At 35.0% G+C, this 13,214-nt stretch carries 15 protein-coding genes; 12 read left to right on the forward strand and 3 right to left on the reverse strand.

From position 1 onward, the window contains the following. Positions 1–19 precede the first annotated feature (19 nt). The 3 genes from DXD06_RS05510 (at position 20) to cls (ending at position 3,619) form a co-directional block, all read left to right on the forward strand. The gene (locus tag DXD06_RS05510; RefSeq protein WP_243000870.1) at positions 20–520 is read left to right on the forward strand and encodes a GNAT family N-acetyltransferase; all 501 of its coding nucleotides are present in this window, start codon (positions 20–22) and stop codon (positions 518–520) included. Positions 521–648: 128 nt separating this feature from the next. Next, complete coding sequence (locus DXD06_RS05515; RefSeq protein WP_117830950.1) at positions 649–1,902, forward strand: ATP-binding protein; 1,254 nt, start codon at positions 649–651, stop codon at positions 1,900–1,902. Positions 1,903–2,059: 157 nt separating this feature from the next. Next, positions 2,060–3,619 carry a cardiolipin synthase gene (gene cls, locus DXD06_RS05520; protein WP_055260798.1) on the forward strand — a complete coding sequence of 520 codons (1,560 nt, stop codon included), beginning with the start codon at positions 2,060–2,062 and terminating at the stop codon, positions 3,617–3,619. 194 nt (positions 3,620–3,813) lie between these two features. Here cls and DXD06_RS05525 read toward each other — a convergent pair whose 3' ends face one another. From DXD06_RS05525 to DXD06_RS05535, 3 genes are all read right to left on the reverse strand, one after another. Then, positions 3,814–4,329, reverse strand: a complete 516-nt coding sequence (locus DXD06_RS05525) for a hypothetical protein (protein ID WP_117830951.1) — start codon at positions 4,327–4,329, stop codon at positions 3,814–3,816. A 73-nt stretch (positions 4,330–4,402) separates the two neighbouring features. Then, positions 4,403–5,728, reverse strand: coding sequence for a sensor histidine kinase (locus DXD06_RS05530; protein WP_117830952.1), 1,326 nt, complete (start codon positions 5,726–5,728; stop codon positions 4,403–4,405). A 1-nt stretch (position 5,729) separates the two neighbouring features. After that, the gene (locus DXD06_RS05535; RefSeq protein ID WP_117830953.1) at positions 5,730–6,440 is read right to left on the reverse strand and encodes a LytR/AlgR family response regulator transcription factor; all 711 of its coding nucleotides are present in this window, start codon (positions 6,438–6,440) and stop codon (positions 5,730–5,732) included. A gap of 557 nt (positions 6,441–6,997) precedes the next feature. Here DXD06_RS05535 and DXD06_RS05545 point away from each other — a divergent pair. The 9 genes from DXD06_RS05545 to DXD06_RS17955 all read left to right on the forward strand — a co-directional run bounded on the left by DXD06_RS05545 (position 6,998) and on the right by DXD06_RS17955 (position 13,165). After that, a complete protein-coding gene (locus DXD06_RS05545; protein ID WP_117830955.1) occupies positions 6,998–7,711 on the forward strand; it encodes a M15 family metallopeptidase in 714 nt (237 codons plus the stop codon). Between the two features lie 95 nt (positions 7,712–7,806). Continuing rightward, positions 7,807–8,325: an RNA polymerase sigma factor gene (locus DXD06_RS05550; RefSeq protein WP_117830956.1), complete on the forward strand. Its 519-nt coding sequence runs from the start codon at positions 7,807–7,809 to the stop codon at positions 8,323–8,325. A gap of 5 nt (positions 8,326–8,330) precedes the next feature. Next, a complete protein-coding gene (locus tag DXD06_RS05555; RefSeq protein WP_117830957.1) occupies positions 8,331–9,095 on the forward strand; it encodes a hypothetical protein in 765 nt (254 codons plus the stop codon). Beyond that, on the forward strand, positions 9,079–9,969 hold the full coding sequence (locus tag DXD06_RS05560) for an ABC transporter ATP-binding protein (RefSeq protein ID WP_055260741.1): 891 nt from the start codon (positions 9,079–9,081) through the stop codon (positions 9,967–9,969). Before DXD06_RS05555 ends, DXD06_RS05560 begins: the two co-directional genes overlap by 17 nt. Continuing rightward, the gene (locus DXD06_RS05565) at positions 9,953–11,158 is read left to right on the forward strand and encodes an ABC transporter permease (protein WP_243000872.1); all 1,206 of its coding nucleotides are present in this window, start codon (positions 9,953–9,955) and stop codon (positions 11,156–11,158) included. Before DXD06_RS05560 ends, DXD06_RS05565 begins: the two co-directional genes overlap by 17 nt. A 431-nt stretch (positions 11,159–11,589) precedes the next feature. Further along, positions 11,590–11,730, forward strand: coding sequence for a hypothetical protein (locus DXD06_RS17035; RefSeq protein WP_158569487.1), 141 nt, complete (start codon positions 11,590–11,592; stop codon positions 11,728–11,730). A gap of 404 nt (positions 11,731–12,134) precedes the next feature. Continuing rightward, complete coding sequence (locus DXD06_RS05575) at positions 12,135–12,365, forward strand: type II toxin-antitoxin system Phd/YefM family antitoxin (protein WP_055260745.1); 231 nt, start codon at positions 12,135–12,137, stop codon at positions 12,363–12,365. Continuing rightward, on the forward strand, positions 12,349–12,762 hold the full coding sequence (locus DXD06_RS05580; protein WP_117830959.1) for a PIN domain-containing protein: 414 nt from the start codon (positions 12,349–12,351) through the stop codon (positions 12,760–12,762). Before DXD06_RS05575 ends, DXD06_RS05580 begins: the two co-directional genes overlap by 17 nt. Positions 12,763–13,021: 259 nt before the next feature. Beyond that, positions 13,022–13,165, forward strand: coding sequence for a tyrosine-type recombinase/integrase (locus DXD06_RS17955; RefSeq protein ID WP_278308195.1), 144 nt, complete (start codon positions 13,022–13,024; stop codon positions 13,163–13,165). Positions 13,166–13,214: the final 49 nt, after the last annotated feature.

Here is a 13,214-nt window from a genome sequence, read left to right on the forward strand (position 1 = left end):
GAACATAGAGAGGGGAATTATGAGTAAAGGAAATATGGAAATTAGAAAAAGCACAAGAGAAGATATTAAGCAGATTATGGCTATTTTTACAACTGCTAAGGAGTACATGGCTGCACATGGAAATAAAACACAATGGGGAGATGGATACCCTGGCGAGGAGATACTAAAAACGGATATAGATGCAGGAAACAGCTATGTAATTGTAAATAATGGAATGATTGTGGGAACATTTTCTTTTATTATTGGAGAAGAACCAACTTATCAGGTTATTAAAAATGGAAAATGGACAGATGACAAACTCTATGGGACGATTCATCGGTTGGCATCTAATGGAATAGTAAAAGGAATTGCCAGAGCATGTTTTGAATATTGCATAAAACAGATAGACTATATTCGCATTGATACGCACAAAGATAATATTTCTATGCAGACAGCAATTGAGCGATTTGGATTTCACAAATGTGGAAATATATATGTTAAAGGTGGCGCGGAACGGATAGCATATGATTACATTTCATAAAAAACAATGGTGTCTGACACAATAAATATGAATCATAAAATAGGAATGGATATTGAGATTTAACTTGTTTTGTGATAGAATATCATTACTAAAAAATGTGCAGATATACGGAAATAGGGAGTGCAACGATGGAGATTAAAAGAAACGCTTACCTACAGCAGCTGATCCTGCGAAAAGATAATGGAATGATAAAGGTGATTACCGGCATTCGTAGATGTGGCAAATCCTTTTTGCTGTTTACCATCTTTAAGAGATACTTACTGGAGAACGGCGTTGATGTTGATCATATTATTGAGATTGCATTGGACGGTATTGAAAATGAGGAACTAAGAGATCCTAAGGTGTGTTTCAAGTACATCAAAGATGTCATGAAAGACGATGGCAAATACTATCTGCTTCTTGATGAAGTGCAGTTTATGCCACAATTTGAGGAAGTGTTGAACAGCCTGCTTCGCATGCGCAATATTGATGTGTATGTCACCGGAAGTAATTCCAAGTTCCTGTCCAGCGACATTGTGACCGAGTTCCGTGGCAGAGGTGATGAGATTAGAATCTATCCCCTCTCCTTTGCAGAGTTTTATTCTGTCTATGACGGCGATTATGATGATGCCTGGGATGACTACATGACCTACGGAGGATTGCCGCAGATCGTAAGTTTCCAGAGCGAACGACAGAAAGCGGACTATCTGAAGAACATCTTTGCAAATGTTTATCTGAAGGATGTTATTGAAAGAAACAAGATTCAGAGCGTAGATGAGATTGGCATTCTGGTTGATGTGCTTGCATCTGCAATCGGCGCACCGACCAATCCTTCAAAGATTGCTAATACCTTCGCCAGTGAGCGACAGATGACTTATTCCAATAAAACCATCTCTAACCATATTGACGATTTGGCAGATGCCTTTTTGATTTCCAAAGCCAGTCGATACGATATTAAAGGAAGAAAGTATATCGGTGCAAATCTGAAATACTACTTTACTGATCTGGGACTGAGAAATGCCCGTCTGAATTTCAGACAGCAGGAACCTACGCATATCATGGAGAACATTGTTTATAACGAGCTGCTGATCCGTGGCTACAATGTTGATGTGGGTGTCGTGGACATCTTCGATAAGGATAAAGAGGGCAAGCGTGTTCGTAAGCAGCTGGAGGTTAACTTTGTGGTGAATCAAGGCAACCAGAGGTATTACATTCAGGTTGCTTATGACATGATTTCGGAAGAAAAGCAGACTCAGGAGTTTAATTCTCTGCGTAATATCCCAGACTCTTTTAAGAAGATTGTCATTGTAAATGGCAGTAAGAAGCCTTGGAGAAATGATGAAGGTTTTGTCATCATGGGAATGAAGTATTTCTTGTTGAATGCGAATAGCCTGGAATTTTAAGTCGATTCATCCTAGCTATGGATACCTGGTTTGAAAAACTGATGGTTATCGAAGCTATCATTGAAGCAGATAATGAAATGCAGAGAATAAAAGACAAAATTGGTATGTTACACGAAATTTAGGGAGAAAACTGAGCAAGTAGGAAGGTGGAATATATATGAAACAAGATACTTTAGAGGGCAAAGCAAAAACAAAAAATGGGGTAAAACGGCTGTGTTTTTCCATAATCTGCATTCTTCTGGAAGTGATTTTTATTATTACTATCGTAACACGCTTGAATGAATATGCAGAAATCATAAATTTATTTACAAGGATTTTGAGTGGGATCTTGGTTTTGGGATTGTACGCATCAAATAAGACATCCTCTATGAAAATGCCTTGGGTTATATTAATTTTAATTTTCCCAATTATGGGTGTAGGCCTGTATTTATTGATTGGTTTGAATGGTGGCACACATAAAATGCGTGAGCGATATGCAGAAATTGATAGCAAATTGTTACCAATGCTTTCCGATAATCAGGAGTGTTTAAGCAGAATAAACGAAACGATTCCGAAGGCAGGAAATATTGCAAGTTATATACAAAGAAATTCGCAGTATCCAATCTATCAGAATACGGATATTGTGTATTTTGATGAAGCAGTGAAAGGATTAGAGGCACAGCTTAAGGATTTGGAGAAAGCACAGAAGTTTATCTTTATGGAATATCATGCGATAGAAGACGCTGAAGCATGGCATAAGATTCAAGATGTTCTGGAAGAGCGAGTAAAAGCAGGTGTGAAAGTTAGAGTATTCTACGATGATATGGGTTCTATAGGCTTTATTAACACAGATTTTGTGAAAAAGATGGAGGCAATAGGAATTCATTGCCGTGTATTCAATCCGTTTGTGCCAGGTTTAAATCTGTTTTTGAATAATCGTGATCATAGAAAAATAACAGTTATTGATGGAAAAGTCGGATTTACAGGTGGATATAATCTAGCAAACGAATATTTTAATTACACACACCCGTATGGACAGTGGAAAGATACAGGTATTCGTTTAGAAGGAGATGCTGTTCAGTCGCTTACGGTGACATTTTTGGAAATGTGGAATGCAGTAAGTGATAAGGATGCTAATGATTCTGATTTTAGTAAATACCTTTTCCACTATGATTATGCGGCACAGCAAACTGGGTTTGTTCAACCTTATGCAGACAGCCCTATGGATAATGAGCAAGTAGGAGAAGAAGTTTATATCAGTATGATAAATAAAGCTGAAAAATATTGTTGGTTTATGACTCCATATCTAATCATAACAGATGAAATGACGCATGCGTTATGTCTGGCTGCTAAGCGAGGGGTAGACGTAAGAATTATCACACCTGGTATCCCTGATAAAAAATTCATTTATAATATAACTCGTTCTTTTTATCATGGATTAGTTAAACATGGTGTTCGTGTTTATGAGTGGACTCCTGGTTTCTGTCATGCAAAAATGAGTGTGGCAGATGACTGTATGGCAACTTGTGGAACAATTAATCTGGATTATCGAAGTTTATATCACCATTTTGAAAACGGCTGTTTTATGGCAGATTGTCAGGCAGTTGTGGAAATAAAAAATGATCTGATAAGAACGATGGGAGAATGTCGTGATGTGACAGACCAATATCAAACCGGACGAAGTGCATATTTGCGACTGGGACAATTATTTATGAGATTATTTGCTGGATTGCTATAAGAATCTGATGAACGATCTCTCAAAAAACAGTTAATTTAAAAGTCGACTGTTTTTGAGAGGTCGTTTTGTTATATCGAATGATTTGTACAGAATTTCCGTTTAGGTGAAAAAAATAAATTTTGTTGAGGTTGAATTGAGATTGATAAAAAACAATGGTGCCTGACACAATAAATCACATTATTTCAATTTATATTCTATTCGGAAACAGAAGCATTCTGTCGCCTATATGTATCGTTATCTTTCTGACTTAACTTACTTTCCACCTGCGCCAGCTTCTTTTCCAATTCCTTGACTTTCGTTTCATCTCCCGAAGCCGATTTTATCTGCTGTTTTAATTGCTGTTGCTTTTCTTTAAGTTTTTCAATTTCCCTGTCAACTTTATCTGTATTGGTAGTGCATTCCTTAGCAGATTTCTCTGGATTATTTACTTTAGGATTCCCATCTTCGTCAGCCTTGTCAGCTTTCTTAGGATCATCATAAAATACTTTTTTTCTGCCATCCTCATCCTGTCCCAACCGATACAGACCACTTGGTTTGACACCCGATTTTTCGCTGCTAATGTACTCATCATGTAAATCAGAAAGTTTATCAGATATTTTTTCACCATTCTGTTCCTTTTCAGCTTCTTTCACTTTTTCCCGTTCTTCTTCCAAACGTTTAGTGTAATCAGTTGCGTACTGACCGTACTTTCCATTAATTTCCATTGACATATTGATTATCCTCCTTATTTTTATTACCTAAATTTCTTCCTACAGTATTTTTTTCGTCATTCAAAAACAGTATTTAACCGATTTGCTGTGAAATGCTTTCTGATTGCTGTGGAATGATAAGCATCACACTAAGAGCAAACGATGTACCCTGTGTTTTAATGTTCATTGCACCATGATATTTCTCGACTACTGTGGCGATATTTATCAACCCCGTTCCTTTTTTAAATGTTCCTTTCCCTTGAAAGCTGTTTTCAATTTCCAATAAAATGAAATCTCCCTGCAAATGTCCCTTTATGCAAATATATTTTTGTGCATTGCCATCCATATTTTTACAGGCATGAATTGCATTATCCAAAGCATTTGATAAAATAATGGCAAAATCAATGTCACGCACCAAGCATGGATAAGGCAAAGTCAATGAACAATTGACATCAACCTCCATACTTTTTGCAATGCCCAATTTATTTTCTATCAAAATATCCACTACAGGATTATTTGTAGCGCATGGAAAAGACAATTTCCCTGCTATATCCTCCATATTTGCAATGTAATTTAGTGCCTGTTCTGACTTACCATCTTGTAATAATTCCCGCACTACCATAATATGATTTTTAATGTCATGACGGAAAGATTTCGTTTCCTCATAACGTGCCTTAGCTTCCTCCACATACTGATTCAATGAATGCTCTTCTTGTTCCAAAAGCGATAATTCAGTACTTAGGTGGAAATTCTGCAATAGTTTTTTATAAGCAAACAAAATGCAGAACAGGCTTGCCATTCCCAAAAGCTGTATCATAAATATCTGATAATGATTGATATATATGGTAATTCCACTTTCATCTATGATATTTGTGGCATTTCTATAAATTGTAGAATTGATATATTCATCTATCAAAAAAAGCATCAGTATTGGCGTTAAAATCATAAGGACATATTGTTTTTTTATTCCTTCAGAGTCCATAAAAAATTTATATACTATACGATAGCAAATTACCGCTAACAGTAATGATGCAATATTTCCTGATAACATAAATATCATGCCAACAATTTTTTGATTCCATGAATGCATCAATGGATACAGCATAGCAATTAATGAATTGACAATCCCATAACAAAACTGCATGATTTCAACTGTCAATGCTGAATATAAAAGAACTGGCTTCCAATCTGCTTGACAGACAAAAATTCCGCCTGCAATAAGCAGCAGAATATATACTAAAAACTCAATGATTCCGCCATTAGGAATGACTTTTATTACAATAATACATAATGCCATAAATAAAATGTACAGATATGATTTTATTTTCTTTTGCAAAAATGCAGTAAAAAAATAAGCTCCCGTAAACATTTGAATACTTCCAATAATATATTTACTAAAGAAATCCATATATTCAGCCATCTCATAACCTCCATTCTTTCATATATTGTAAAATCACATTGGAAAACTCTTTGTTCCTCAATCGTGACACAGGAACCTCCATACCGTTTTCCATATATGCTATTCCATTTTTATAACTTTTCAAATATTGCAGATTGATTAAAAAACTCCTATGACATCTGAAAAACCTGCTGTCCAGTTTTGTTTCCAAAGTTTCAATTCGGTCATAAAAATCAATGATTTCAGATGATGTCAAATGCAAATACACTTTTCTGTCAATAACTTCACAAAACACAATCTCTTCAAAGAGAATAATGCTGCTTTCATATCCTCTTTGGACAAGCAAGCTCGATTCACTGGCATTTTTCATGGAAACTAACAGACGTTCCATTGTTTTTTCAAAACAACCTGCTTCTATCGGTTTTACCAAATAATCAAATGCCTGCACTTCAAAAGACTGGAAAACCATTTCTTTTAGAATGGTTATGAAAATCAGAACTCCCTTAAATTTGCGGTTGCGCAGCTTTCTTGCCGTTTCCATACCATTCATATCTTTCATTTGAATATCAAGAAACAGAATATCTATCGTCCTATCATATTTCAATAATTCTTTTCCGTTTGAAAATTGTGATATTACAACTTCCATGTTTTTCTCGCAAAAAAAATCAGACACCATCATTTTAATTTTGTCAGACATATATTTTTCATCATCACAAATTGCAATGTGAAGCATAATACCACCTCCTGAAAAAGTATTGTATCATTTTCGTTCTGCTATAACAATAAAATTGCTTTGGAATGCAGTTTAACAGCAGTGGAATGTTTTTCAGTTCTACATTTTTTGCAGTTCGCGCAAATGCCTAAGCTGTGCTTCACTTAATGTTCTCGGCTTCCCAATTCTGACAAGATTTTTGGGTAAAATATAGGTTTTACTCACTTCTGTCCATGACTTTAACCGGATTACCTCCGGAAACTCTTTACACAGCTTATCCATTTTCCGTATCCATACCGGATTAGCTGTATCGTGATAAAAAACAATGGTGCCTGACACAATAAATTTGGGATTAAAATTCGGCATAGCAGAGAATCATGCGCTGTAGACCAATAAATGAAAGCTATATAGTAGAAAAAGGATTTTGAACATATGAAATGAGAATCAATAATACGAAAAATGATATCAAGATTTAGTTTGTAAAAATTAAATTTGATAAAATACTAGAGATTGCTAACTTTTTGGGAACTTCATTTGTTATATAAAATAGAAGATAAATTTGAGACGAGGAAAATCAAATGAAAAGACATCGGAAAAGTCCTTTAAAAAGAATTGTATTTTTGAGCTTATTTCTTATGTTGGTATCTATAGCATTGGGAAGTAGCATTAACGTTATAAAACAAGGTAAGATCTGGTTGCTAAGTGGAAATGCTAAGTGGAAATTTTTCAGTACAAGCGAAGCAGATACTTCTCAAGGTTGGAATCTAATTCTCGTTAATAAGAATTATCGTATTCCAGATAATTATGATATAGAACTTACAGAATTATCGAATGGAGAAAAAGTAGATTCAAGAATATATCCAGATTTGCAGGATATGTTTAACGCAGCAAGAGCTAATGGCTTGGCATTATTTGTAAGAGAAGGATATCGGACACAAGAAGAACAACAGGAAATTATGGATGAAAAAATTATGTCTTATATGGAGGAGGGATATTCGAAAAAGGAAGCAAGAAACCTTGCAGAGAAATATGTTGCAAAACCAGGTACGAGTGAGCATCAATTAGGATTAAGTATTGATATTAATGCGGACACTACGAAATGTTCATCTGAATCAGTTTATAAATGGCTTGATGAAAATGCATATAGGTATGGATTTATCAAAAGATATCCTTCTGATAAAGTAGAAATTACTGGAATTAATAATGAACCATGGCATTATCGTTATGTTGGAAAAGATGCTGCAAACGAAATGAAAGAAACTGGGATGTGTTTGGAAGAGTATATGGAGTAATTAAATGGTAATAAAAAATATGATTCCAGACTAACTTTTTATTGCCGTTGATTGTTATACTATATAGAAACACATATGAAGGGAGGAAGGGATGGATGAAACCGGGGACGGAACCGGATTTCTTATTATTACAGAAAATAAAAAATGGAAAAAGTGATGCCAGTGAACAGTTGATAAAAAAATATTATTCATCCATATATCAGTATTGCCTTTTGCACACCCATGATAGAAATTATGCAGAAGATTTAACCCAGGAAACATTTTTACATTTTTTTGCATCTTTAGAAACATATAAAGAATATGGAAAAACTAAAAATTATCTGTACCGAATTGCAGGAAATATAATAAAAAACTTTTACATTAAGAAGAAAGAAATTCTGGTTGAACAATTTCCAGAAATAATAGAAGAAAGTATGAAGGGAGTTGAAATCCGGTTGGATATAGAAAAAGCTGTACAATATCTTCCGGACGAAATTAAAGATACAGCAATACTTTTTTTCTTTCAAGGACTAAAGCAGAAAGAGATTGCTCAAATATTAGATATAAAACTATCGCTTGTAAAGTATCGAGTAAGTAAGGCAAAAAAATTATTGGCAGAATATCTGGGAGAGTAGTGAAAATGAAATTATATAAGAAAAAAATAAAAAACTATAAAAAGCTTATACAAGATCATTATGTTAGAGAGCCAGCGGTTCAGAATGTAGTTAGTCAATGTAAAAAAATAAATATATGCCAGCAACGTATATGTTCTTCTTATTTTGAATTCTTATATGAACAATGTAAATTCATAAAGAAAAAGTGGTGGGTTTTACAAGGCGGAACATTGTTTATATTATGGATTTTATTAAATGATTTGGAAAGTATGAAAAGCATAGGGAGGATTATGGGAGCTTTTTCAGTACTATTTTCTATTCTTATTATTCCAGAAATTTGGAAAAACCGAAGATTTTCAGCCTTTGAAATAGAGAAGGCGTCCTACTATTCTTTAAGACAGATATGCGCAGCAAGATTATTGTTGTTTGCGATTGTGGATATGATGATGGTTACTGTATTTTTTATACTTGTATTTGCTACCATACAAATTCCATTAAGCAGTATTGCTATCAATTTTCTGATACCCTTTAATATTTCAAGTGGAGTTTGCTTCCACTTGTTATGTAAAAAAGGGTTTGATATGGAATATGTTTCAGTATGTTTAAGTATGGCATTTGTTATTGTATGGTCTATGATTGTTGCGAATGATGTTATCTATTATGCAATTGTAGAACCGCTTTGGTTGGTTCTGATTCTGATATCCTTTGGATATCTGGTCTTTTGTGTACGAAAATCGCAGCAAGATTATGAATTGGTTTGGGAGGATCGAACGAATGGGATTAGAATTTGATAAAGTGTCAAAAGAGTTTTCGTCTTTTCGTGCAGTAGATTGCGTAAATTATACTATGAAGAAAGGGGTATATGGTCTTTTAGGAGTCAATGGGGCGGGAAAAACAACCCTGATGAGAATGTTATGTACTATCATTAGGCCAACAGAAGGAAAAATTAGATGGAATGGAAAGGATATTTTTGAATTAGGAGAGACATACCGAGGAATATTAGGTTATCTTCCGCAGGAATTTGGATATTATCCGGATATGAGTATTTATGATTATTTGATGTATATTGCGTCTATTAAAGGGATACGCCAAAGTGTCGCAAAACAGAGAATCGATCAGCTATTACGGCAAGTTGCATTGTCTAAATATAAGAAACGAAGAATGAGGACTTTATCTGGTGGAATGATAAGACGTGTGGGAATTGCACAGGCTATGCTGAATAATCCCAAAATATTAGTGCTTGATGAGCCAACGGCAGGGCTTGATCCAAACGAAAGAGTGCGCTTCCGAAATTTAATAAGTGAATTATCAGAAAACCGTCTGGTATTACTTTCAACACATATTGTTTCAGATGTGGAGTTTATAGCAAATGAAATCATTTTAATGAAAGACGGGAAATTCTTTTATACGGGGAGTACGGAAGATTTGGTCCGATCTATGGATGAATCTGTTTTCCAGTGCGTAGTTCCAAAGAATGAAGTTAATTGGTATTTACAGAATTATCTGGTAGGGAATATAAAAACTATTCCGGAGGGAGCAGAATTGCGTATTATTTCTAAAACAGCACCTGTAAGAAATGCAATAAGGCAGGATGCTACCCTTGAAGATGCATTTCTTTTATATTTTGGAGAGAAAGCAGGTGAAGATTATGATGATGAAATATGAATTAAAAAAGTTTTTTCACAAGAAAATCAATAAAATTATCCTTATCGTTATGGTTTTTCTTGCTATTATTATTAGTTACCTGGCTGTCGGTAGTATGCGTTATCGGGATGCAGAAGGAAAACTTTATACCGGTATTACAGCGGGACGTAGGCTTGCTGCTGATAGAAATAAGTGGAAAGGTAAATTGACGGTAGAAAAAATCAAAGAGGTCGTAGAGAACCGGAAAACCCTAGAACAAATTTATCCCGAAGATATACCGGATGCGGAGTATGGGAAAACGGTGCAGTCGTATGATGATATTTTATCTTTTATAATTTATGTTTTTACACCAGATTCTGGTTATGATCAAAATGCGTTATATCGTCTGTCTGATGAGGAGTTAGAGAACTTTTATTCAACGTATGAGGAAAATATCCAAAAAATGGTTCAGTCTTACGGAAAAAGCTCAAAGCAGCAAGAGTTCTTGAAAAGAAAGTACGAAGAGATAGAAATGCCGCTTGATTATGCGGCAAAAGATTCTTGGGATACAATGGCTATGTATGCTCAGACATATGGAATCATACTTGCAGTTGTAATTGGTTTTTTGGCTGCGGGCATATTTGCCGATGAATTTCGTACCAAAGCCGAAGCTGTGTTTTTTTCTACAAAATACGGGAGATCTAAGGCAACTAGGAATAAACTTTTGACAGGTATTGTTATGACAACAGTTGTTTATTGGACTGGAATGGGAATACTGTCAATTGTTTCCTTTGGGGTTATGGGTACAAGTGGATTCTTGACACCTTATCAGATAGATCAGCCGTATAGCATTTATAGTATGACATATGGTGAGTATTACTTTTTAATATTACTGTGTGGATATATTGCTAGTTTGTTTTCAGCGGCGATAACAATGCTGGTAACTGTAAAAATGCATTCGGCAAATTTGGCAATTTGTATTCCTTTCTTTTTATATTGTATGATGCCGTTTATAGGGCGTGCTGTACCGGTTTTTGAAACATTTTTTAATATCATGCCAAGCGTATTTATGAATATTATAGAGTATGCAAAAGTACCGATCATTTTTCAAATAGGACCTATTGTTGTTCGACAAATACCGTTTGTCATGACTATTTATGGCATTCTGGCTATTATATTGCTGCCACTTGTGTACAAAAACTTTTCCAAATATGGAATACAAAAATTTTGAGGAAAAATTTTGATTACACACTCATGCAGAATTCGGGTATTGAGGTGGCAGCTCTGAAAATTGTCTGAATATCCCTTGCGTTGTATATGGATATTGGATGCAAAAACGGAGGTGCGCAATCCGTAAGTAGTTAATGGAAATATGTGATGTATGAAATTGAGGATATAGGCATACATGAAGAACTTCTTAGGCATCATGGATTATACTATCGGTTATATATGGTACAAAAAGAAATGTCGTTATCTGATGAATGATTAAAGCACCAACATTTCGTATTAAAAATATGGTTGCTAGCTCTTTGCTTGGAATGAGGAAGCATTGCAGGGGTATTGATTCATAGAAGGGAAAACTTCTACGAATTAATACCTCTGCTTGTATGTTATAGCAATGAAAGAGTGGACCTGTTCAAAAAAGTAGAGGTTTATTTTGATGTGACAACAAATTATTTATTTAAAAATTCACATGAGGATGATCTGGAGAGAGAAATCTCATATCCGATTACACCGGAAATAAAGCAGCAGGCATGGCTGGAGAACCTGAATCTGTCAAGCGGTTGTTATCATGTATGGTAGGAAGGCCGGTTATACAGAGTGGTGAAATCCTGACAGAAACCTGTATCTTTTACCGAAATGGATATCAGAGTGAATGATTGCAATCCTGTTACGATTCCAATAAAAAGTGATATTTTGGGAAAAAATGGAGATATTGTATTCCGTGCAATTCACAGATTAACGAAAGGCTCCCATAATAAGATTAATACAGATAAAAAAGAGTAGAATTTCTAGTAGATGATATCTACACGATAAGGCAGTGAATATATCTGGCAGGAATCTTTTGCGGTTATAGGGACAGAAGAATGTTTTAAGTATAATCGCACGATTTATATAAAAATATGCGAAAAACCGAGCGATATGAATTGATAAAACTGCAAGAATCGAGTATAATATAAATATCAAAAGGCAAGGGAGGTTTTCAGATGATCGTAACGGCTACGGAATTTAAAACCAATTTTGGTAAATATCTTGATATGTTGCGTTCTGAGGATATTTTTATTACCCGGAACGGAAAAACAGTTGCAAAAATGGTAAATCCGAATGTTTCCGCAGTGGAATCTATCAGCGGAATGCTTGCAGGGAAACTGGCAGATGACTATGATGCAAAAATGCTGAGAGAAGAGAGGCTTGCTAAATATGCGGTTGATGATTGATACTAATATTTTTCTGGATGTACTGGCAGAGAGGGAACCCTTTTTTAAGGATTCAAAGGCTGTTTTGGATCTGTGCGAGAATAAAAGGGTTCAAGGATTTCTTTCCGCATCCAGTGCAACAGATATTTTTTATCTGATTCGTCGCCAGTTGCACAGCGTTGATCTGGCTTATAAGGCGCTTGGCTCCGTTTTGGACATAGCAAAAGTGCTAACAGTGACGAACGAAGATGTGTTGAATGCTTATTTGCAGAGAGCATCTGATTTTGAAGACTGCCTGCTTGCAACCTGTGCGAAGGCTAATCAGTGTGATGCGATTGTGACGAGGAATAAAAAGGATTTTCTTTCCTTTGGGATTACATTGTTTTCTCCGGAAGAACTGCTGAATATTTATTCGTAAAAATATGCACGATTGGTAGCAGAAGGAAAGTAGAAATTTTATAATGAGTGAAAAACCCTGCGTAGGATCAGAAATGTTCTCACAGGGTTTTCTGTATTTGATAGAGTATAGAAAATTAGCAGATTTCTGTTAGAAAGTATCACACCTTGACTTTCCTTATTTTGGAAGAACTTTCTATTGAAAATAGTACTGAAAACGATAGTATGTTGTTTATATAATAAAGACAATGGAGGTTTTATGAAATGAGGATACCTATTTAATTGAGGAAGGTGTAGATGTAAGCTGTGTTCAACAAATTTTAGGACACAGTTCCATTAAGACAACCCAAATATACATTCAGAAAACAATGGTGCCTGACACAATAAAAACGCATAGCCCAACTTCGTTCGGTATAACTGTCTGATTGTGTCGAAATTCGTATTTTATCAATTATATCTGATAAAACTTGATTT

It is taken from the genome of Roseburia sp. TF10-5 (genome assembly GCF_003462365.1).
GTDB classification, from domain to species: domain Bacteria; phylum Bacillota; class Clostridia; order Lachnospirales; family Lachnospiraceae; genus Roseburia; species Roseburia faecis.

Excerpts from the sequence above, each read along its gene's own strand:
- DXD06_RS05510 (WP_243000870.1), top strand. The coding sequence starts at position 20 with ATGAGTAAAGGAAATATGGAAATTAGAAAAAGCACAAGAGAAGATATT.
- DXD06_RS05515 (WP_117830950.1), top strand. The coding sequence starts at position 649 with ATGGAGATTAAAAGAAACGCTTACCTACAGCAGCTGATCCTGCGAAAA.
- cls (WP_055260798.1), top strand. The coding sequence starts at position 2,060 with ATGAAACAAGATACTTTAGAGGGCAAAGCAAAAACAAAAAATGGGGTA.
- DXD06_RS05525 (WP_117830951.1), bottom strand. The coding sequence starts at position 4,329 with ATGTCAATGGAAATTAATGGAAAGTACGGTCAGTACGCAACTGATTAC.
- DXD06_RS05530 (WP_117830952.1), bottom strand. The coding sequence starts at position 5,728 with ATGGCTGAATATATGGATTTCTTTAGTAAATATATTATTGGAAGTATT.
- DXD06_RS05535 (WP_117830953.1), bottom strand. The coding sequence starts at position 6,440 with ATGCTTCACATTGCAATTTGTGATGATGAAAAATATATGTCTGACAAA.
- DXD06_RS05545 (WP_117830955.1), top strand. The coding sequence starts at position 6,998 with ATGAAAAGACATCGGAAAAGTCCTTTAAAAAGAATTGTATTTTTGAGC.
- DXD06_RS05550 (WP_117830956.1), top strand. The coding sequence starts at position 7,807 with ATGAAACCGGGGACGGAACCGGATTTCTTATTATTACAGAAAATAAAA.
- DXD06_RS05555 (WP_117830957.1), top strand. The coding sequence starts at position 8,331 with ATGAAATTATATAAGAAAAAAATAAAAAACTATAAAAAGCTTATACAA.
- DXD06_RS05560 (WP_055260741.1), top strand. The coding sequence starts at position 9,079 with ATGGGATTAGAATTTGATAAAGTGTCAAAAGAGTTTTCGTCTTTTCGT.
- DXD06_RS05565 (WP_243000872.1), top strand. The coding sequence starts at position 9,953 with ATGATGATGAAATATGAATTAAAAAAGTTTTTTCACAAGAAAATCAAT.
- DXD06_RS05575 (WP_055260745.1), top strand. The coding sequence starts at position 12,135 with ATGATCGTAACGGCTACGGAATTTAAAACCAATTTTGGTAAATATCTT.
- DXD06_RS05580 (WP_117830959.1), top strand. The coding sequence starts at position 12,349 with ATGCGGTTGATGATTGATACTAATATTTTTCTGGATGTACTGGCAGAG.